The following is an 18,293-nucleotide window of genomic DNA, read 5'->3' as shown; positions in this document are numbered from 1 at the left end:
AGCTAGCGGAAATCGGACATCACCCCTTCGCGGCAGAATCGCACTAGGCTCTGGGGATGGAAATCATCGATCCCCTCGACGCGGCCTTTCTCCTCGCTGAATCGCGGGAGCATCCGATGCATGTCGGCGCGCTCATGCTCTTCGAACCACCTGCCGACGCAGGTCCGGAATACGTGCGCGCGGTGTACGACCAGATGGTCGAGAACACCAACTACCACCCGACTTTTCTCAAACGCCTTGCGACGCCGCGCGGTTCGTTGGGTGGGCTGTTCTGGGATCACGACACCGAGCTCGACGTGGAGTACCACATCAGACGGGTCGCGATGCCGACACCGGGTCGGATCAGGGAGCTGCTCTCGGTGGTCTCGCGTTGGCACGGAACGCTGCTGGACCGGCACAAACCGCTATGGGAGGCCCACATCATCGAGGGCCTCGCGGATGGGCGGTTCGCGATCTACGTCAAGGTGCATCACGCATTGCTCGACGGCATGAGCGCCCAGCGGCTCATCCAGCGCCGTCTGTCCACCGATCCCAACGACCGCTCGTGCGTGCCACCGTGGAACCGGCCGGAGCAACCGCCCACGCGGCGGGACAAGCGGTCGGGGTTCGACCCGGTCGGCCTTCTGCGCGCAGGTGGGCAAGCGATCTCCGACGCAGCAGGCATGATTCCCGACGCCGTCACCGTTGCACGCAAGGCGATGGGTGACAGCGACCTGATTCTCCCCTACCGCGCCCCGCACACGATTCTGAACGTCCCGATCGGCGGTGCTCGCCGGTTCGCCGCGCAGTCCTGGGACTTCGATCGAATCAGCGCGGTCAAGAAATCCGCGGGGGTGTCGGTCAACGACGTCGTCCTCGCGATGTGTGGCGGCGCGTTGCGCAACTACCTCATCGACAACAACGCCTTGCCCGATGCATCGATGAGCGCCTTCGTGCCGATCTCGACCCGCGCTCCCGACAAGCTCGATGCCGGCGGCAACGCAGTCGGCGCCATCATCGCCAGCCTCGGAACCGACACGCCGGACTCTGTCGAGCGACTGGACGCTGTCACTGCGTCGATGACGAGCGCCAAGTCGTTGTTCAAGTCCATCGGCGGGCTGTCCGGGCTCGCGTGGTCAGGTGCCGCGGTATCGCCGATGATCCTGGCGGGGCTCCCCCTGATCGGGCGCGTCACGCCGCATTCGTTCAACGTCATCATCTCGAATGTGCCCGGACCCCGCGAGGAGATGTACTTCAACGGGGCGCGCCTCGACGGTATGTACCCCGTGTCGGTCGTGACCGATGGTCAGGCGCTCAACATCACCCTCACCAACACCGCAGGCACGCTCGACTTCGGGCTGATCGGCTGTAGACGCAGCCTGCCGAGCTTGCAGCGCATTCTGTCCCACCTGGAGACGGAACTGACGGAGCTGGAAAAGGCCTTCGTGTAGATGACGAGCGGAAACAAAACGCGATGGCAGGCCGAGGCAAATTCGCGGGCGTACGTCGCTCGGTTCGCGAAACTCGAATCCGACGGCGTCGACATCGAAGGTGAAGCACGGACCGTCGACGCACTGATCGCTCCGCGGTCCCGCGTGCTGGATGCCGGGTGCGGGACCGGCCGGGTCGGCGCAGCGCTCGCCAGGCGCGGCCACACCGTGACTGCCGTCGACCTGGACCCGATCCTCGTCGACGCGGCGCGCCAGCACGCCGACCTCGATGTACGTCTCGCCGACCTCGCAACGCTCGACCTGGGCGAGGCACGTTTCGACGCGATCGTGGCCGCGGGGAACGTACTGGTCTACCTCGAGCGGGACAGAGCGGTCCGCGATCGAGCGCATGGCCGCGCATCTGGCGCCCGGAGGCGTGCTCGTGACGGGCTTCGCGACCAACCGCGTGTACTCGCTGGAGGAGTTCGACGACGACCTCGCGGCCCTCGGACTGGCGGTCGAAAGCCGCTTCGCAACGTGGGACCTGCGGCCCATGAACGACGATGCCGACTGGGCCGTGACCGTCGTACGTGCTCCTGCCCCGTAAACTCCCAGCGTGTCTCTTACTCTCGGAATTGTCGGTTTGCCCAATGTCGGCAAGTCCACCCTGTTCAACGCGCTGACCAACAACGACGTCCTCGCCGCGAACTACCCGTTCGCCACGATCGAGCCGAACGTCGGTGTGGTCCCGCTGCCCGACCCGCGGCTCGACAAGCTTGCCGAGATCTTCAAGTCCGAGCGGACCGTCCCTGCTGTGGTGTCGTTCGTCGACATCGCCGGCATCGTCAAGGGAGCGTCCGAAGGCGCCGGGCTCGGCAACAAGTTCCTCGCGAACATCCGTGAAGCCGACGCGATCTGCCAGGTGGTCCGGGTGTTCGCCGACGACGACGTCGTCCACGTCGACGGAAAGGTCGACCCGAAGGCCGACATCGAGGTCATCGAGACCGAGCTGATCATCGCGGACATGCAGACCCTCGAGAAGGCCATCCCTCGCCTCGAGAAGGAAGCGCGCATCAAGAAGGACCGCAAGCCGGTCCTCGATGCCGCGCTCGTCGCGCAGAAGTTCCTTGACGAGGGCAAGACGCTGTTCTCGGTCAAGAGCAAGCTGGACACCGACCTGCTGCGCGAACTGTCGCTGCTCACGATCAAGCCGTTCCTGTACGTCTTCAATGCCGACGAATCGGTCCTGACCGACGACGCCAAGGTCGGCGAGTTGGCTCGGTCCGTCGCACCGGCCGACGCCGTGTTCCTCGACGCAAAGGTCGAGCAGGAGTTGCTCGAACTCGACGCCGAGTCGTCGTTGGAACTTCTCGAATCGATCGGTCAGACCGAACCCGGCCTCCATGCCCTGGCGCGCGCCGGCTTCCACACGCTCGGTCTGCAGACCTACCTCACCGCAGGACCGAAAGAGTCCCGCGCGTGGACAATTCACCAAGGCGACACCGCCCCCAAGGCCGCGGGCGTCATTCACACCGACTTCGAGCGTGGCTTCATCAAGGCTGAAATCGTCGCCTTCGACGACCTCGTCTCCGCCGGTTCCATGGCTGCCGCCAAAGCCGCTGGCAAGGTACGGATGGAAGGCAAGGAATACATCATGCAAGACGGCGATATCGTCGACTTCCGCTTCAATGTGAGCAAGTAGAAGCGGTCGGTCAGCTCCGAACTCCAGGCTCGATCGATGAGCCTGTGGCGACAGTGAAAGTTAACGGCGTCGAGCAAATCCTGCGGTGATCATGGGGAAAAGTACAGAAAATGCGACCTCTGTCGGTACTTTTGCCCATGATCAACGGCGTCGAGGAAGACCACGACGATCAGCGATGGTGCGCAACGTCGTCGCGCAGAATGTTGGGCCACGTTTCGACGTCTGTTGGGGTGTGGGCGACTGTCAGCGTTGCTTTGGGGAGCAGTGCGGCAAGGGATTCCGCGGTCGACATTGGATGACTGGCATCGTCCACCCACGCCAAGATCGTCGTCGGTACGTCCACGCGTGCGACGGCCTCCGGAGCCGGTAGGTCGCTGAGTGCCGCACCTCGGAACAATGATGGCAACAGCGCGTCGGGGACGTCAGGGACCGTCTCGGGCGCACCGACTGTGGCGGGCGGCGGGGTTCCGCCTCGCGCGGACGCGAGAAATGCGTCGACGCCTTCAATTTCGATGAGCTGTGCCGCAGCTTCGTAGCCGATTGCCTGTGCTGGACGGGTTTCCCACACAGTTGGCGGCACCATCAGCGTGAGTCCCGCGAAGCGGTCGGGCTCGCGGGACGCGGCGTGCAATAGCGTGGCTGCTCCCATCGACGGACCGACTCCATGGACCTGTTCGCCCGGGAACCAGTGATCGAGCAGGCGCAGCAGGTCGTCGGCGAGGTTCTGCCATTGATAGTCCTGCGGGACCTTCCGACCCGTCGATCGGCCGTGGCCGCGGGCGTCGTACCGCAGCAACCGAGTGCCGCTGAGCCCTCGACCGAGGTCGAGGTTGAGCACCCGATCGCGCGCACGGCTCGACGTAAGTCCGTGCAGCTGGACTACTGGGTGTCCACCCTCGTCGCTCAGAGCAACCGCCAGGTCGGCTCCGGGAACCTCGAATGTGGGCATGAATCAGGTTATCTGGGGCGATAGGGTACTGCCATGCGGCTGACCAACGTCACGCACTTGCGTCTGCCGTTCGGTCGACTGTGGGGCTACGACGTCACTGCGTCTGTCCTCGACCGGCGACTGCCAGTGTCTTTCGACCAGCGGGCCCACGTGGGGGCGGGCGAGCGCCCTGGCTCGTGGATGGCGCTGTCTTTTCGGCTGCCGCACGGACAATCGTTTCGCCGGGAATCGATCGAGGCTGCGTGGCTGGCTGTCGTCGGCCGTCACGGCACATTGCGAACGGCATTCGTGCCCGGCGCCGACGCGTCGGAGCCGGAGCTCCACGACCTGGAAATTCGTCCGGGCGCATGGGTCGAGCATGAGATAGCTCCGGGGCAGGCCGTCAACGACGCGGTCCGCGAAGTTCTCGACGGCGCGTGCGCGCCGTACCAACAACCCTCGCACCGGCTGTGTGTGTTGGAGACTGCCGCCGGACAAACTGTGGTGATCGGAGCCGACCACGCTCACGTCGACATGTGGTCGATGCTGGTGATCGCGCGCGACCTGCTGTCGATCCTCACTGCAGGGCGGTCAGGAAACACACCGTTGCCGGGGCGTCCGCCTGCGTTCGTCGAACACACCCAAGCACTGTTGGACCGACCGCCGGCGCCGGACCACGTGCGCCAACGGTGGGCGGAAATCATCACCGACAGCGGCGGCGTCATGCCTCGATTCCCGCTGTCGCTGGGTGCACCCGAGCCGCAGCGCGAGCGGGTCGAAGTGCGCGATGTTTTCGATCTCGACGACGGTGCCGCGTTTGCTGTTCAAGCCCGCGACGACGGTGTCTCGACGCTCGCCCTGGCTGTTGTTGCGATGACGGCAGTGACGCGCGAGCTGGCCGGGACCCCGCTGCGCGCCGTTTTCCCCGTACACAGCCGCTACGAAGAGAATTGGCACGACTCGGTCGGCTGGTTCATCACCAATTCGGTCCTGGAGTCGGCGGTCGCCGAGCCGCGCGCCGCGGCAGCCGCGGTGAAACAGGCTGTGCAGCTTGGCTCGTGGCCTCTTGCGGACGTCCTTGCACCGTGGGGCGGCATGCCCGTCGCACCCGGCATGTTCGCGATTTCCTGGCTGGACCTGCGGAGACTGCCGGTCCGCATCGACTCCGTCGGACTCGACGCGCAATACGTGAGCGCAACCATCCATACCGATGGCGTCATGCTGTGGTTCATCCTCGACGAGTCCGGGCTGCACCTGCGCTGTCGCTACCCCGACACCGCCGAGGCTCGCGCAAACGTCGGCGGCTGGCTAGACCTGTTGGTCGCTCGTCTGCAGACAAGCGCGCGATCGTCGGTCCGCGGACTGCTTCGGGTGGCAGGCCGGACCTTCAGGCTGGAACGCGCGAGTCGCGATGACGTCGAAGCCATCGCCGCGCTGCTGTCCGACGATCAGTTCGGTCGGGAACGCGAGAGTGCCGAAATCGAACGATACGAGGCTGCCTACGACATGGTTGCCCGCGACAATTCCAACTACCTGGGAGTGGTCCGCAACAGTGCCGACCGCGTTGTTGCCACAATGCAATTGACCGTCATTCCCGGGCTTTCGCGGGGCGGATCGATCCGGCTACAGGTCGAGGGACTGCGAGTTGCGGAGGCCGAGCGTTCCAAAGGCCTCGGCACCGCGATGCTCGAGTGGGCACACAACTACGGGCGTGCGCGGGGTGCGCAACTCGCCCAGGTGACCACGGACGAAGCCCGCGAACGCGCACGCGCCTTCTACACCCGGCTCGGCTATCGCTCCGCCCACGTCGGGCTGAAACGGGATATCTAGACGTCTACGCTCGCGCCCATGGAATACGTCGTCTTCTACACCCTTCGTGATGGCGCCGACCGCTCTCGCCTCATGGAGGTGTTCTCCCGCCACAAGGCCTACTACGAGGAGTTTCGCGCCGCCGGCGGCGGGCTCATCGCGATTGGACCGTTCAGCACGCCCGACCCGGTCGCAGGGTCGATGGGAATCTTCAGTACCCGCGAGGATGCCGAAAGATTCACCGCCGCAGATCCTTTCGTGCTCGAAGGGCTCGCCGAGCCACGAATCACCGAGTGGAACTCGGTTCGGTTCGAGTAGCGCGTCAGCCGGCCAGAGGTGGGTTCAGCTGGGCGAATCCCTCCTGGCGGCGGTACGGAAAATGCGGATACGGGGCTTCGGTCGCGCTCACCTTGTCGAGGCGGGCCACCTGATCGTCGGTGAGTTTCCAGCCCACCGCGCCGAGGTTCTGCCGGAGTCGGTCGAGGTTGCGTGCACCGACGATCACCGACGACACGGTCGGTCGCCGGAGCAGCCAGTTCAGCGCGACTTGCGGGACCGTATGCCCGGACTCGTCCGCGACGCCGCTGAGGACGTCGACGATGTCGTACACACGCTCGTCGTCGACGGGCGGCCCCATTTCTGCAGTCCGGTGCAGCCGGCTTCCGGCCGGTAAGGGCTGACCCCGACGGATTCTGCCCGTCAGTCGGCCCCAGCCGAGCGGGCTCCAGACCATCGCCCCGACCCCTTCGCTCGCGCCCAATGGCATGAGTTCGCGTTCGTAGTCGCGGCCGATCAGCGAGTAGTAGACCTGATGGACGATGTAGCGCTGCCACCCATGTCGGTCCGCGGTGCTCAGCGACTTCATCAACTCCCAGCCAGCGAAGTTCGAGACCCCGACGTAGCGGATCTTCCCGGCTGTCACCAGCCCATCGAGGGTCGACAGCACCTCTTCGGCAGGGGTGCCCGCGTCGTAGGCGTGGAGTTGGAAGATGTCGATGTGGTCGGTCTGCAATCTGCGCAACGCCGACTCGACCGCAGAGATCAGGTGGCTTCGGCCGCTTCCCGCCGACCACGGTCCGTCGCCGGTCGGCAATCCTGCTTTGGTGGAGATCAGCACTCGATCGCGTCGGCCGCGAAGGGCCTCGCCGAGCACTTCCTCGGACGCACCGTCGGAGTAGACGTTTGCGGTGTCGAACATCGTCATACCGGATTCGATTGCGACATCTATGATTTCGCGCGCCTCGGTCACATCGGTGCTCCCCCACGCCCCGAATAGCTCGCCTCGCCCACCGAAAGTGCCAGCCCCGAAACTGAGTTCAGGAACCAGCAGGCCTGATCGGCCCAGTCGTCGGTACTCCATGCCATCCTCCTTTATCGGAACTTTGGTGCCGTTAGAAGATTAACACCGTTTCGGCACTAACGGCACCAGAGTTCCGTTTATGATGGGCTCGTGACTGAACCCATCGAGCGCCCCGGAGGGCGTACGTCCCGCGTTCGCCACGCGGTCCTGCGCGCCGCCGGTGACGCTCTAGCCGAGTCGGGATTCCCTGCGCTCGACCTCGCCGAAGTCGCCCGCAGGGCCGGCGTCGGCAAGACGACCGTCTACCGGCGTTGGGGCAATGTGCCTGCTCTGGTCGCGGATCTCCTTGCGGAGATGGCCGAGGAGTCGGTCGCGAGGACGGAAACCGGCACTCTCCTGGGCGATCTGGAAGCAAACGCTCTTCTGGTCCAGCAGACGTTGACCGATCCGCGCCAGGGGCGGCTATTCCGCGCGGTCATTGCCGCAGCCAGCTGTGACGAGCGGACGGCCGCGGCGTTGCAGCGGTTCTACGACATGCGGATCGCCGAGTGGGTTCCGTGCGTCGAGGCCGCGCTACGGCGCGGCGAGGTGCCCGAGGGAACCGACCCAACCACGGTCATCATGGCCGTCTCAGCGCCCCTCTACTACCGCCTGCTGACGCGCACCGAGCCGCCAACCAGGGCGGATGCGTTGACCGCCGCACGGTCCGCGGTAGCCGCTGCAACCGCTGGCGCCTTCGTTCCCTTGTGAGTCTTTTTGGAGTCCAGGGACTCCAAAAAGACTCACGAGGGTTGGTCAGGCAATTTCGAGCGTGGCGGCAATCAGATGCCAGAGCCGTTCTGCAGCGTCGTGGGTGTTGGCCGGTGGCGTCGCCCTGAGCTGTTGGGCGATGCCGTGGCGAAGGCCGCCGATGATGAAGGCCGCGGCGCTGTCGGCGTCGATGTCGGCCGGCAGTTGGCCGAGGTCCTGACCGCGGCGAATGTTGGCGGCGGCGGTGTCGGTCATGGTCGCCAAGTGGACGGCTTCCAGCTCGGCAAGTTCGGGGTCCAGCGCGGACCGACTCAGCAGGATCGGTGCCAGCGGATCGGCGAAGTGATAGCCGACGAACAGGTGGGTGCGTTTGCGCTCGCGGATGCCCCAATGGACGTCAGCGGGTAAGTGCGCGTCGGCAATGGCATGACGCAGTCCGTCGTAGAAGCCGTCGTAGATCGCGGCGAGCAGTCCGCTCTTGGAGCCGAAATGGTGGTAAAGCGCACCGGTGCTCAACTGGGCTCGGCGGGTGAGTGCACCGAGTTCCAGCAGCCCACCGCCGCGCACAAGTTCTTCGCGAGCGGCCGTGAGTAGTTGTTGACGACCGATCGGCGCGCGTGCCATAGTCCAAACATAACAGAACTCGGTTATGTTTCAGGAGGAACTGTGAGCGCCGAAGTGACGTCCTTGCTGGATTTGAGCGGTGACCTGGCGGGGACGTATCCGCGGACCGCGAGCAGCGGAGCGACAGTCGACCCAGCAGTGGTAGACGCCGACCTCGCCGAAATGCAGCGCAACGGCTTCGTCGTTCTTCGTGATCTGCTCACGCCGGCCGACATCGAGGAAATTCGGGAAGCTGTTGCGCCACTGCTGGATCGACGTGGTCGTAACGGGTTCGAAGGGCACACGACCCAACGGATCTACAGCGTGCTGAACAAGACCGCCAGTTGTGACCGGATCGCCGATCATCCACGTGTGCTGGCACTCCTCGACCGCCTGTTCATGCCGAACTACCTGCTGTCGATGCTTCAGGTGATCAACATCCTGCCGGGCGAGCAAGCGCAGATGCTGCACACCGACGACGGCTTCTACCCACTTCCGCGACCACGCCCCGCGCTGGGAGCGGCAACGATCTGGGCGATCGACGATTTCACGGCCGACAACGGCGCGACCGACATCATCCCCGGCAGTCACACCTGGGGCGATCAGCTGCCCGACGAGGCCGACCGACAGCCGGTGGTGATGAGCGCTGGATCATGTGTGTTCTTCCCAGGCACCTTGTGGCACGGCGGCGGCGCGAACCGCACGGACCGTCCCCGCCTGGCCGTCACCGCCCAATACTGCGAGCCGTGGCTGCGCCCACAGGAGGCGTTCACTCTCTCGATGACCCGCGACACCGTGCGACGGGTCTCGGAGGACATTCGCCGGATGCTCGGCTACAGCATTCATCCGCCGTTTGTCGGACAGGTCGACGGCATGCACCCGAAGCGACTTCTCGAATCGACCCGGGCGACGGCAAGCGACGCTTGATCGTTTCGCACGTTGCAGAGCAAGAATCTGGCGTCAGCGGGTCGCCTGCGCAAGCAGGCCCTTGACCTCGTCGACGCCCGCCGGTCGTGCGGCTTCCAACGAGAATCCCGGAACACCCTGGAACGCTTGCGGTTCCGCGGCGTACTGCAAGCCATAGGCAGGAGTGTCGACCTGGTAGCGCCAGCCTTCGGCGAGCGGTCCGACGTCGACAACGTCGTATCCGATGTCGTTCAGGAAGGCGGTCACGGCGGCCTTCGCGGTGTCGGAGTCGCCCGCGATAGGGAGGGCGGATCGATCCGAGGCGCCGGTGGGACGGCCAAGTTTGGCGAGGTGACGGAAGTGGATGTTGTTGAACACCTTCACAACTCGCGCGGTCGGGATCAGGGCTTGCAGCAATTCGGACACGGTACTTTCGCCGGAGTCGAGTTCGGCGATCTGACCATCGCGAGCTGAGTAGTAGTTGTTGGTGTCGATGATCGTCTTGCCCGCAAGCTCTGCGACCGGAAGTTGGTCGATGTTCTTCAGCGGAATCGTCACCACCACAATGTCTGCGCTGGTCGCGGACTCTGCCGGCGTTGCCGCGCGAGCCCTCGGACCGAGTTCGGCCACGAGGCTAGCGAGCGTCTCTGGCCCCCTGCTGTTGCTGACCACCACGTCATAGCCAGCGGCTACGGCCAGTCGTGCCACAGTGCCGCCGATGTTTCCTGCTCCGATAAATCCAATAGTTGCCATGAATCGGGTCAACCACGGATTGGCGACCGTAATTCCGATTTCGCCGCCGGCTGACAACGACCCTTGACCTTGACACAGTGACAAGGACTCCAATGGTCGACGAAGGAGGTAGCTGCCATGAACAACACACACATCCATGCCCTGGCCGCTGCGGACCCGTCGGTCCGGCTGCGGGCGGCATTGTCCGCGGGCACCCACCCCGATCCGGAGTTCACGAAGCCACTTGTCGATCGGTGCGCCGTCGAACCGGACTTTTTCGTCCGCGACATGCTGACCTGGGCGTTGTGCCGCCTACCTGCCGAGTTCACGGTGCCGAGATTGATCGATGAGCTCGGCTCCGACGTGGCACAGGCGCGCAGCCAGGCGCTGCACACGTTGTCCAAGATCGGGAATCGTCGCGCATGGCCTGCGGTGTCGGCGTTGCTGCACGACGGCGACGACGAGGTGGCGCGCAGTGCGTGGCGGGCGGCTGCGGTGCTCGTCCCACCCGGCGACGAGCCAACGCTTGCCACCGAGTTGGCACGAGAACTCGGCCGAGGCGACCGGGACGTGCAGCTCAGCTTGAGCCGTGCACTCGTTGCGCTCGGTGACAGCATTTTCGCGGTGCTCGACGCAGCCGCGACGAGTTCGGATCCGGTCGTTCGCGCGCATGCGGAGGCGACGACGCGGCTCTGGCACGACCCCGACGGCGGCTTCGTCGTTTCGCTGGAGCTAGCGACGCGCGTCGCGATCGTCGGCCCGAACGGATAGTAGGAGGCGACAGATGTTGATAGGTGAGGTCTCGCGGCGGTGCGGTGTCAGCACGCGAATGTTGCGTCACTACGACTCGTTGGGGCTTGTGAAGCCGACGGGCCGCACGGTCGGTGGCTATCGCGAGTACTCCCCCGACGACATCCGTCGCCTCTTCCACGTCGAGAGCCTACGGACGTTGGGCCTGTCGTTGCACGACGCTAAACGTGCGTTGGACGAGCCCGACTTCGCGCCCGCCGATTTGGTGGGTGACCTCATGCAACACACGCACGAGCGGATCGTCGCCGAGCAGGAATTGCTCACGAAACTCGAGCGCGTCGACGCCGCTGCACCCGCGGAGTGGGACGACGTACTACGCATCGTGGCCCTGCTCCGCGGCCTCGAATCCGAATCGGCGGCCCACCGCCAACAGGCGATTTTGGCGCAGGACGGCGACACATCGCGGCCCGTCGACGCGCTGGTCCAGGCGATCCTGTCGGAGGACGATCTGAACGTCGCAGGAGCGCTGCAATGGTCGTTGGCCAGGGCCGATGGCCAAGGACTTGCCGGCTTGGCGACGGGACTCGACTCGCCCGACACCGCTGTTCGGCGCCGGGCAACCGTCGCGATCGCGGCAATCCCCTCCGACGAGGCATCGGCGCACCTGCGACGTGCGCTGGGCGATTCGGATGCCACGGTCCGGGAGCGTGCCGCCCTCGCGCTGGGCTCCCGTGGTGACACCGATGCGACATCGCCTCTCCTCGCGATGGTCGTCTCGGGGCAGCGTGACGTCGAGGCTGCCGAGGTGCTCGGCCTCCTGGCGGAGGAATCATCCGCCGCCGACGAGATCGTTTCAGCGATGAAAGGCGAACTCGACAAGTCGGCCGACGCATCCATAAGGCTGCGAATTACGCAGGCGCTGGCCGAGATTCCTGGGTCGGCGGCCCGCACCGCGTTGACCGAGTTGACACACGACGGCGACCGGACGATCGCTGGCACCGCGGCATCGATCATGAGCCGACAATAGACAGGTACAACTGCACAGTTTAGGCTGTCGATATGGAGTCGAAGACGGCATCCGCCCCCGCGTTCGCAGCTGCGCAGGCGCTGCGAGTGATCGTGGGCCGGTTGCGGCGAAAAATGCAGGACGCGTCGGCGGTCGGCGAACTGACCGCGTCGCAGGCATCGGCGCTGGCAAGGCTTTCCTTGAACGAGCCTTCGTCGACGAGCGCGCTTGCCGGTGCCGAACGCGTGCGCCCGCAGTCGATGGCCGCGACAGTCGCGGCCCTGGAGAACCTCGGACTGGTCCGTCGCGAAGACGACCCCGACGACGGTCGCCGCCAGCTCATCTTCCTCACACCCGAAGGCCGGGAGTGGGGACAAGGGGCGCGTGCCTCGCGTGCCGAATGGCTGGCGGGAGCATTCACCGAACAGTTCACCGAGGCCGAATTGGCGGTGATCAACGAGGCGCTGATCCTGCTGGAACGAATCGTCGAACCGTGACGTCGGCGGACGGATTCGATCGCAAACTGTTCGCGCCACTGATCTCGGGTGCGGTCCTCAACCCGGTCAACTCGACGATCATCTCCGTCGCATTGGTGCCGATCGGGGTGGCGTTCGGTCAGCCCGCTTCGTCGACCGCGTGGCTGATCTCGTCGCTCTACCTGGCGACAGCAGTCGGGCAGCCGGTGGTGGGGCGCCTCATCGATGTGTACGGCCCGCGACGCCTGTTCCTTCCCGCGACCGCAATGGTCGGGCTCGCGGGAGTGATCGGCACCGTCGCTCCCAACTTGTGGGTCCTGGTGGTGGCGCGTGTCGTTCTCGGCTTCGGCACGTGCGCCGGCTATCCAGCGGCGATGCGACTCATCCGCGACGAAAGCGACCGGACCGGCAAGGACAGTCCTGCGTTGGTACTCACCGTGCTATCGATATCGACACAGACAATCGCAGTCATCGGTCCGTCGCTCGGCGGATTGTTGATCGAGGTCGGCGGATGGCGCGCAACGTTCGCGATCAACATTCCGCTCGCCGTATTCGCCTTCGTCCTCGCGGCCCGCCGTTTCCCGAAATCGACTCCCCCAGTCGGCGAGAAGCGTTCGCTTGATCTCGACCTCGTCGGCATGGCGACTTTCGCGGGCGCCCTCGTTGCGCTGCTGCTGTTCTTGATGGACCCTCGCGTCGAGGACTGGTACCTCGTCGTCGCCGCGTTGGTGTTAGCCGCAGCGTTCACCGCCCGCGAACTGTCCTGTGCCCACCCGTTCATCGATCTGCGGATTCTCGGCAGCAACCGGCCACTGCTCATCACCTACGGTCGCGCGCTGTTGGCGTACGTCGTGTCGTACAGCTTTCTGTACGGCTACACCCAATGGCTCGAGCACGGCCGCGGATTGTCTGCGAGTCAAACCGGGCTCGCCACGTTGCCGCTGTTTCTCACGGGGATCCTGGTGTCGTTTGCGACTGGGCGCCGTAAAGGCGTGCGGGGCAAGCTGGTCGTCGCCGCCGTCGCACAGATCGCGGGCTGCACATTGCTGCTGGCGCTGCATTCCTCGTCTCCCGTCTGGCTTCTCCTCGTCGTTGCGCTCGCCTTCGGGATTCCGCAAGGTCTGGGCAGCCTCGCACTACAGAACTCCGTGTATCACCAAGCGAATCCCGCCGATATCGGCGCCTCGGCAGGGCTGCTACGGACCTCCAGCTACCTCGGCGCGATCATCTCCGCCGCCGCGCAAGGGGCCTTCTACGGCGAAGCCGCCACCACCGTCGGCATGCACAACCTTGCGTTCCTGCTCATCGGCGTCGGTGTCGTCTTCCTGCTGATCACCGTGTTCGACCGCTCCTTGACCAAAATCGATACCCGCCCTGAAATGGAGACCACACGTGCCTGACCAGCCCACTCTCGACCCACAGCACACTGCCTTGCTCGTCATGGACTACCAGAACGGGATTGTCGGCCAACTACCCGACACCGAACCGTCAGTCGCCCGAGTGGCCACCGCCATCGACACGACCCGTGCGCATGGCGGGCAGGTCGGCTGGGTCCGGGTCGCGTTCACGGACGCCGACTTCGACGCGATCCCCGAGTCGAGCATCTTTTCTGCAATGGCCGCCGGTGAGCGCAGGAAGACGATGCACGCAGACGCGCCGACAACGCAGATCGACGCCCGCCTCGCGCCACAGCCCGGCGATATCGCGGTCCGAAAAACACGAATCGGTTCCTTCTCCACCACCGACCTCGAGCACAACTTCGCGCGAGGGCGATCACTACTCTCGTCCTCGCCGGGATCAGCACGAGTGGTGTTGTGCTCAGCACCGTGCGCGAAGCAATGGACCGCGACTACCAGATCGTCGTCCTTCGTGACGCCTGCGCCGACCGCAACGCCGACACCCACACCTTCCTTACCGAGCAGCTGTTCCCCGCGCACACCTACGTCACCACGGTCGACGACCTCGAAACACTGTGGGCCTAACGCTGGCGCCGAGCGATCGCGCGTGCCGCGGCGTTCAGGCGGGGGAGTCGTCAATAATGCAGTGATGAACGACGACGACGTGCGCGAGGCGATCCAACGCCACTGGGCCGCGTCCGACGCCAACGATTTCGACACCGAACATCGGATCTACCGAGACGACGCGGTGCTCGACTATCCACAGTCGGGCGAGCGCATTCGCGGTCGGGCGAGTATTCAGGCGTCGCGCGAAGCGCAGCCGAACCTGAAGCGATTCGCTGTTCGACGCCTGTCAGGCAGCGGCGACCTGTGGATCAGCGAGCTGATCCTCACCTACGACGGTCAACCGAACTACGTCGTGAGCATCATGGAATTCGAGAACGGCGAAGTGGTCCGCGAGACACAGTATTTCGGCGAACCGTTCGAACCAGGCCCTTCACGAGCTATTTGGGTGGAAACCCGCCCGTCGCAACAGGACCCCAGCGCTCCGGTGTAATCCGAAGCAGACACTTGCCTTGGTCGACCATTGCCTGGCGGTACTCGTCCCAATCTGAATGTTCGCCTGCGATCACCCTGAAGTACTCGACCAGCGGTTCGACCGCGTCAGGCAAGTCGACGACCTCGGCCCGCCCATCGACCTGAACGTAGGCACCGTTGAATTCGTCGGAGAGCACTACGACGCTCGCGGTATTCGTTCTACGGATGTTGGCAGTCTTCGCTCGTTGCGGATAGGTCGCGATGACGATGCGGCCTTCGGCATCGACGCCACCGGTGACCGGCGAACTCTGCAGTGATCCATCCGACCGGAACGTCGTCAACACCATGTGATGACGCGGTCTGACGAAGTCGAGTAGTTCGGACAGTCCGACGACATTCGCAGTTGCAGCTTTGCCTGGCATCCTTCCAACCTAGCCGCGGTTGACGCCCTTGCGCTCATCGTCACCGGACGATATAATCGAATGTACGTTCTACGTGCGAGTTCAAGAGCTGGCCGCGACAGTGGCCGACCTCGACGACGCCGCACACATCGACGCGATCCGCGCCCTCGAAGATCTCAAATCCGCCTGCGCAGCAGCACAAGCACGCATCACCGCCGAGTTCGACGCCACTCGCACGAACCCAGCCGGTCTGGGGGCTGAAATCGCACTCGCACGTCGCGAATCACCGAACCGCGGTGGACGACACCTCGGTTTCGCCCGAGCCATGCAAGAAATGCCTCACACGCTCGCACTTCTCGAATCCGGCGAACTGAACGAATGGCGCGCCACCCTGCTGGTCCGCGAAACTGCTTGCCTCACAAAAGAAGACCGCGCCGTCATCGACCAAGAATTCTGCGCCGACCCAGCCGTGCTCGCTGGACTCGGCGACCGCGCGATCGAGACCAAAGCACGCGCCCGAGCGGCACAGTTGGACGCCGAAGCCGTCGTTCGCCGGGCGCGCAAAGCTGTCGCGGACCGGCACGTAAGTATTCGCCCCGCACCCGACACAATGACCTATGTGACGGCACTCCTCCCAGTCGCGGAGGGTGTCGCGGTGTGGGCGAACCTCAAGCGCGATGCCGACTCCCTGGTCGGTACCGGTCAAGCGGGCGACCGAACACGCGGACAGGTAATGGCAGACTTGCTCGTGGAACGGATCACCAGCGTCGACAACGCCGATGCACAACCAGTCACGGTCAATGTCGTCATCTCCGATGAGACCCTCTTCGGTGGCGGCGCCGCCCCTGCCCACGTCGACGGCTACGGCGACATCCCCGCTCCGATCGCGCGCAACTGGATCAAGAACGCCGTAACCAAAGATGTTGCCGAATTACGCCGCCTTTACGCCAACCCCACTACCGGCGCGCTCACCAACCTCGAATCCGTCGCGCGCTGCTTTCCCAAAGGTTTGGCTCGGTTCATCGATATCCGCGACAAGGTTTGTCGAACACCGTGGTGCGATGCGCCAATTCGACATCGCGACCACATCGAACCCCACGAAAATGGCGGCGAAACAACCGAACTCAATGGTGCTGGGCTCTGCGCCGCGTGCAACTATGCCAAACAAGCGCCCGGTTGGAGCGCCGAGCCCGAGGAAGCGAGCGGTCTGCACCAATACAACTTCACCACACCCAGTGGGCACACCTATCGATCCACCGCGCCGCCGCTACCGCTTCCGGCCAAGAAACGCGCCCGCACACGGCAGGTCGAGATAGATATCGTGTGGGCGGCCTGAAGTTGCCGCCGTTTCGCTGCGCGTCGCGGGAATACGGACCGCTCCCGAGCGGTTGTCCAACCTCGGCCTCGCGAAAAATCGTTCGATTTTTTCTTCCGGTCATGTCGAATCCTTTAGACCGCGTTCGACGTATCTATAAGCGGGTGGTCACAGGGGCTACCGAAACACCGATCCAAGGGGGTCACATGACTGTCGCTACCGACGTTGTCGATTCAGTCGATCCAACCGAATCCGACAAGTCCGCCGGGACAGCCAACGGAAAGACTCCGTTGATCGTCATGTTGCTCGTTGCGGCGACGTTCGTCGTCATCCTCAACGAGACGATCATGATCAACGCGATGCCAAGGTTGATGATCGATTTCGACGTCACCGCTCGGACCGCACAGTGGCTGTCATCGGTCTTCATGCTCACGATGGCTGCTGTCATTCCGATTACCGGCTGGTTCCTGCAGCGGGTCTCCACCCGGACCGCGTTCACGGTCGCGATGGTGACCTTCGGCACCGGTACCGCGTTGGCGGGGCTGGCACCGACGTTCGAGGTGCTCCTAGGCGCCCGCGGCATTCAGGCCGCAGGCACCGCGGTGATGATGCCGCTGCTGATGACGACGTTGATGCAGGTCGTCCCCGAGCAGGACCGTGGCCGAGTGATGGGCAACGTCACGCTCGCAATTTCGGTCGCGCCTGCGCTCGGCCCGGCCATCTCGGGCCTCATCCTGCAGCTCGGATCGTGGCGTCTGATCTTCGCGTTCGTGTTGCCGGTCGCCGCAGGCGTCACCGTTTTCGGTTTGCGCCACCTGAAGAATGTCGGCGAAACCAAGGTCGGTCCGGTCTCCTGGATCAGCGTTGCGTTGGCCGGGTTCGGGTTCGCGGCTCTGGTTTACGGTCTCAGCGAGATCGGCGCCCGCAGTGGTGGACAGCTCAGCGTGATCATCGGCATCGGCGTCGTTCTCGTCGCTGCGTTCGTGGCGTACCAGCTGCGGCTGCAGTCGTCGGGTAGCCCGCTGCTCGATCTCCGCACGCTGAAGCACCGCAACTACACGGTCACGTTGGTGCTGATGGCCGTCGCGTTGATGGCATTCCTCGGCTCGATGATCCTGCTGCCGCTGTACCTGCAGGACATCCGTGGACTGTCGGCCGTGCAAACGGGTCTACTGGTGATGCCAGGCGGTATCGCGATGGGCGTGCTCGGACCCCGCGTCGGCCGGATCTACGACCTGAAGGGTGCTCGGCCGCTGGTCATTCCGGGTGCAATCGTCATGGTTGCGTCGCTCGGCGCATTGAGCCGGATCCAGGCAGACACCCCGTACGCGTTGATCTTGGCGGCGCACGTGGTGCTGATGGTGAGCTTGGCAGCCATCTTCACGCCGGTCTTCACGCTCGGCCTCGGCGATCTGACACCGGAGCTGTACTCGCATGGCAGTTCGTTGCTCGGCACGTTGCAGCAGGTCGCAGGCGCGGTCGGAACCGCGGCACTGATCGTGATTCTCACGAACCGGTCCGCCAATCTGGCCGAACACGGCTCGGCGCCCGATGCCGCGTTCGTGGGTGGTTTGCAATGGGCATTCATCGCCGGCGCGGTTCTCGGCGTGATCGTCGTTGCGCTGTCGCTCCTGCTCCCGCCCAAGCGCGAAGGCGCACCGGTCGGTGTGCACCACTAGCAACAAACGGTCCCACAAAGGACCCAACGCCGAAATGGCGTTGGGTCCTTTGTTTTTTCTCCGAGAATTCGTTGAATCTGGTACGTGATATC

At 64.5% G+C, this 18,293-nt stretch carries 18 protein-coding genes and 2 pseudogenes; 15 read left to right on the top strand and 5 right to left on the bottom strand.

All coding sequences use genetic code 11. The annotated features are described in order from the left end of the window. The first annotated feature begins 56 nt into the window (after nt 1–56). The 3 genes and pseudogenes from FGL95_RS21750 (at nt 57) to ychF (ending at nt 3,111) form a co-directional block, all read left to right on the top strand. The gene (locus tag FGL95_RS21750; RefSeq protein ID WP_169590678.1) at nt 57–1,430 is read left to right on the top strand and encodes a WS/DGAT/MGAT family O-acyltransferase; all 1,374 of its coding nucleotides are present in this window, start codon (nt 57–59) and stop codon (nt 1,428–1,430) included. Continuing rightward, nucleotides 1,431–2,016 (top strand): annotated as a pseudogene (locus FGL95_RS21745) (class I SAM-dependent methyltransferase). 9 nt (nt 2,017–2,025) lie between these two features. Then, on the top strand, nt 2,026–3,111 hold the full coding sequence (gene ychF, locus FGL95_RS21740) for a redox-regulated ATPase YchF (RefSeq protein WP_169590677.1): 1,086 nt from the start codon (nt 2,026–2,028) through the stop codon (nt 3,109–3,111). A 169-nt stretch (nt 3,112–3,280) separates the two neighbouring features. On the opposite strand, the gene FGL95_RS21735 is transcribed toward ychF, so the two are convergent. Then, complete coding sequence (locus FGL95_RS21735; RefSeq protein WP_169590675.1) at nt 3,281–4,060, bottom strand: alpha/beta fold hydrolase; 780 nt, start codon at nt 4,058–4,060, stop codon at nt 3,281–3,283. Nucleotides 4,061–4,093: 33 nt separating this feature from the next. On the opposite strand from FGL95_RS21735, the gene FGL95_RS21730 reads away from it, so the two are divergent. After that, entirely contained in the window at nt 4,094–5,869 is a 1,776-nt protein-coding gene (locus FGL95_RS21730; protein WP_169590673.1) for a GNAT family N-acetyltransferase, read from the top strand. An 18-nt stretch (nt 5,870–5,887) separates the two neighbouring features. Beyond that, nucleotides 5,888–6,166, top strand: a complete 279-nt coding sequence (locus FGL95_RS21725; protein ID WP_169590671.1) for a YciI family protein — start codon at nt 5,888–5,890, stop codon at nt 6,164–6,166. A 4-nt stretch (nt 6,167–6,170) separates the two neighbouring features. Here FGL95_RS21725 and FGL95_RS21720 read toward each other — a convergent pair whose 3' ends face one another. Continuing rightward, entirely contained in the window at nt 6,171–7,208 is a 1,038-nt protein-coding gene (locus FGL95_RS21720) for an aldo/keto reductase (RefSeq protein WP_169590670.1), read from the bottom strand. Nucleotides 7,209–7,298: 90 nt separating this feature from the next. Between FGL95_RS21720 and FGL95_RS21715 the strand changes: the two genes are divergently transcribed. Beyond that, on the top strand, nt 7,299–7,898 hold the full coding sequence (locus tag FGL95_RS21715) for a TetR/AcrR family transcriptional regulator C-terminal ligand-binding domain-containing protein (RefSeq protein WP_169590668.1): 600 nt from the start codon (nt 7,299–7,301) through the stop codon (nt 7,896–7,898). A 45-nt stretch (nt 7,899–7,943) separates the two neighbouring features. Here the strand turns inward: FGL95_RS21715 and FGL95_RS21710 are convergent, their stop codons facing one another. Further along, on the bottom strand, nt 7,944–8,522 hold the full coding sequence (locus FGL95_RS21710) for a TetR/AcrR family transcriptional regulator (RefSeq protein ID WP_169590666.1): 579 nt from the start codon (nt 8,520–8,522) through the stop codon (nt 7,944–7,946). Nucleotides 8,523–8,564: 42 nt separating this feature from the next. On the opposite strand from FGL95_RS21710, the gene FGL95_RS21705 reads away from it, so the two are divergent. After that, nucleotides 8,565–9,428, top strand: coding sequence for a phytanoyl-CoA dioxygenase family protein (locus FGL95_RS21705; protein WP_169590665.1), 864 nt, complete (start codon nt 8,565–8,567; stop codon nt 9,426–9,428). A gap of 33 nt (nt 9,429–9,461) precedes the next feature. Here the strand turns inward: FGL95_RS21705 and FGL95_RS21700 are convergent, their stop codons facing one another. Then, complete coding sequence (locus FGL95_RS21700; RefSeq protein WP_169590663.1) at nt 9,462–10,160, bottom strand: NADPH-dependent F420 reductase; 699 nt, start codon at nt 10,158–10,160, stop codon at nt 9,462–9,464. A 117-nt stretch (nt 10,161–10,277) separates the two neighbouring features. On the opposite strand from FGL95_RS21700, the gene FGL95_RS21695 reads away from it, so the two are divergent. The 6 genes and pseudogenes from FGL95_RS21695 (at nt 10,278) to FGL95_RS32450 (ending at nt 14,825) form a co-directional block, all read left to right on the top strand. Next, a complete protein-coding gene (locus tag FGL95_RS21695; protein WP_169590661.1) occupies nt 10,278–10,910 on the top strand; it encodes a HEAT repeat domain-containing protein in 633 nt (210 codons plus the stop codon). 13 nt (nt 10,911–10,923) lie between these two features. Continuing rightward, a complete protein-coding gene (locus tag FGL95_RS21690) occupies nt 10,924–11,916 on the top strand; it encodes a HEAT repeat domain-containing protein (RefSeq protein WP_169590659.1) in 993 nt (330 codons plus the stop codon). A gap of 32 nt (nt 11,917–11,948) precedes the next feature. Continuing rightward, the gene (locus FGL95_RS21685) at nt 11,949–12,392 is read left to right on the top strand and encodes a MarR family winged helix-turn-helix transcriptional regulator (protein ID WP_169590658.1); all 444 of its coding nucleotides are present in this window, start codon (nt 11,949–11,951) and stop codon (nt 12,390–12,392) included. Further along, nucleotides 12,389–13,771 carry an MFS transporter gene (locus FGL95_RS21680; RefSeq protein WP_338079971.1) on the top strand — a complete coding sequence of 461 codons (1,383 nt, stop codon included), beginning with the start codon at nt 12,389–12,391 and terminating at the stop codon, nt 13,769–13,771. The genes FGL95_RS21685 and FGL95_RS21680 overlap by 4 nt, the downstream gene beginning before the upstream one ends. A 40-nt stretch (nt 13,772–13,811) precedes the next feature. Continuing rightward, nucleotides 13,812–14,353 (top strand): annotated as a pseudogene (locus FGL95_RS32455) (cysteine hydrolase family protein). Between the two features lie 64 nt (nt 14,354–14,417). Continuing rightward, the gene (locus FGL95_RS32450) at nt 14,418–14,825 is read left to right on the top strand and encodes a nuclear transport factor 2 family protein (RefSeq protein WP_169590654.1); all 408 of its coding nucleotides are present in this window, start codon (nt 14,418–14,420) and stop codon (nt 14,823–14,825) included. Here FGL95_RS32450 and FGL95_RS21665 read toward each other — a convergent pair. Beyond that, complete coding sequence (locus FGL95_RS21665; RefSeq protein WP_169590652.1) at nt 14,773–15,228, bottom strand: PPOX class F420-dependent oxidoreductase; 456 nt, start codon at nt 15,226–15,228, stop codon at nt 14,773–14,775. The genes FGL95_RS32450 and FGL95_RS21665 overlap by 53 nt on opposite strands. Nucleotides 15,229–15,301: 73 nt before the next feature. Here FGL95_RS21665 and FGL95_RS21660 point away from each other — a divergent pair, with 73 nt between their 5' ends. Next, entirely contained in the window at nt 15,302–16,543 is a 1,242-nt protein-coding gene (locus FGL95_RS21660; protein WP_169590650.1) for an HNH endonuclease, read from the top strand. Nucleotides 16,544–16,728: 185 nt separating this feature from the next. Beyond that, nucleotides 16,729–18,201 (top strand): MDR family MFS transporter, encoded by a 1,473-nt coding sequence (locus tag FGL95_RS21655; RefSeq protein WP_169590649.1) that lies wholly within the window; start codon nt 16,729–16,731, stop codon nt 18,199–18,201. Nucleotides 18,202–18,293: the final 92 nt, after the last annotated feature.

Source organism: Antrihabitans stalactiti, from assembly GCF_012932915.1.
Lineage (GTDB): Bacteria > Actinomycetota > Actinomycetes > Mycobacteriales > Mycobacteriaceae > Antrihabitans > Antrihabitans stalactiti.
The sequence above is the reverse complement of the archived record's forward strand: the minus strand, read 5'-3'. Positions and strand labels throughout refer to the sequence as shown.

Excerpts from the sequence above, each read along its gene's own strand:
- FGL95_RS21750 (WP_169590678.1), top strand. The coding sequence starts at position 57 with ATGGAAATCATCGATCCCCTCGACGCGGCCTTTCTCCTCGCTGAATCG.
- FGL95_RS21720 (WP_169590670.1), bottom strand. The coding sequence starts at position 7,208 with ATGGAGTACCGACGACTGGGCCGATCAGGCCTGCTGGTTCCTGAACTC.
- FGL95_RS21730 (WP_169590673.1), top strand. The coding sequence starts at position 4,094 with ATGCGGCTGACCAACGTCACGCACTTGCGTCTGCCGTTCGGTCGACTG.
- FGL95_RS21735 (WP_169590675.1), bottom strand. The coding sequence starts at position 4,060 with ATGCCCACATTCGAGGTTCCCGGAGCCGACCTGGCGGTTGCTCTGAGC.
- FGL95_RS21695 (WP_169590661.1), top strand. The coding sequence starts at position 10,278 with ATGAACAACACACACATCCATGCCCTGGCCGCTGCGGACCCGTCGGTC.
- FGL95_RS21665 (WP_169590652.1), bottom strand. The coding sequence starts at position 15,228 with ATGCCAGGCAAAGCTGCAACTGCGAATGTCGTCGGACTGTCCGAACTA.
- FGL95_RS21685 (WP_169590658.1), top strand. The coding sequence starts at position 11,949 with ATGGAGTCGAAGACGGCATCCGCCCCCGCGTTCGCAGCTGCGCAGGCG.
- FGL95_RS32450 (WP_169590654.1), top strand. The coding sequence starts at position 14,418 with ATGAACGACGACGACGTGCGCGAGGCGATCCAACGCCACTGGGCCGCG.
- FGL95_RS21700 (WP_169590663.1), bottom strand. The coding sequence starts at position 10,160 with ATGGCAACTATTGGATTTATCGGAGCAGGAAACATCGGCGGCACTGTG.
- FGL95_RS21725 (WP_169590671.1), top strand. The coding sequence starts at position 5,888 with ATGGAATACGTCGTCTTCTACACCCTTCGTGATGGCGCCGACCGCTCT.
- FGL95_RS21655 (WP_169590649.1), top strand. The coding sequence starts at position 16,729 with ATGACTGTCGCTACCGACGTTGTCGATTCAGTCGATCCAACCGAATCC.
- FGL95_RS21690 (WP_169590659.1), top strand. The coding sequence starts at position 10,924 with ATGTTGATAGGTGAGGTCTCGCGGCGGTGCGGTGTCAGCACGCGAATG.
- FGL95_RS21710 (WP_169590666.1), bottom strand. The coding sequence starts at position 8,522 with ATGGCACGCGCGCCGATCGGTCGTCAACAACTACTCACGGCCGCTCGC.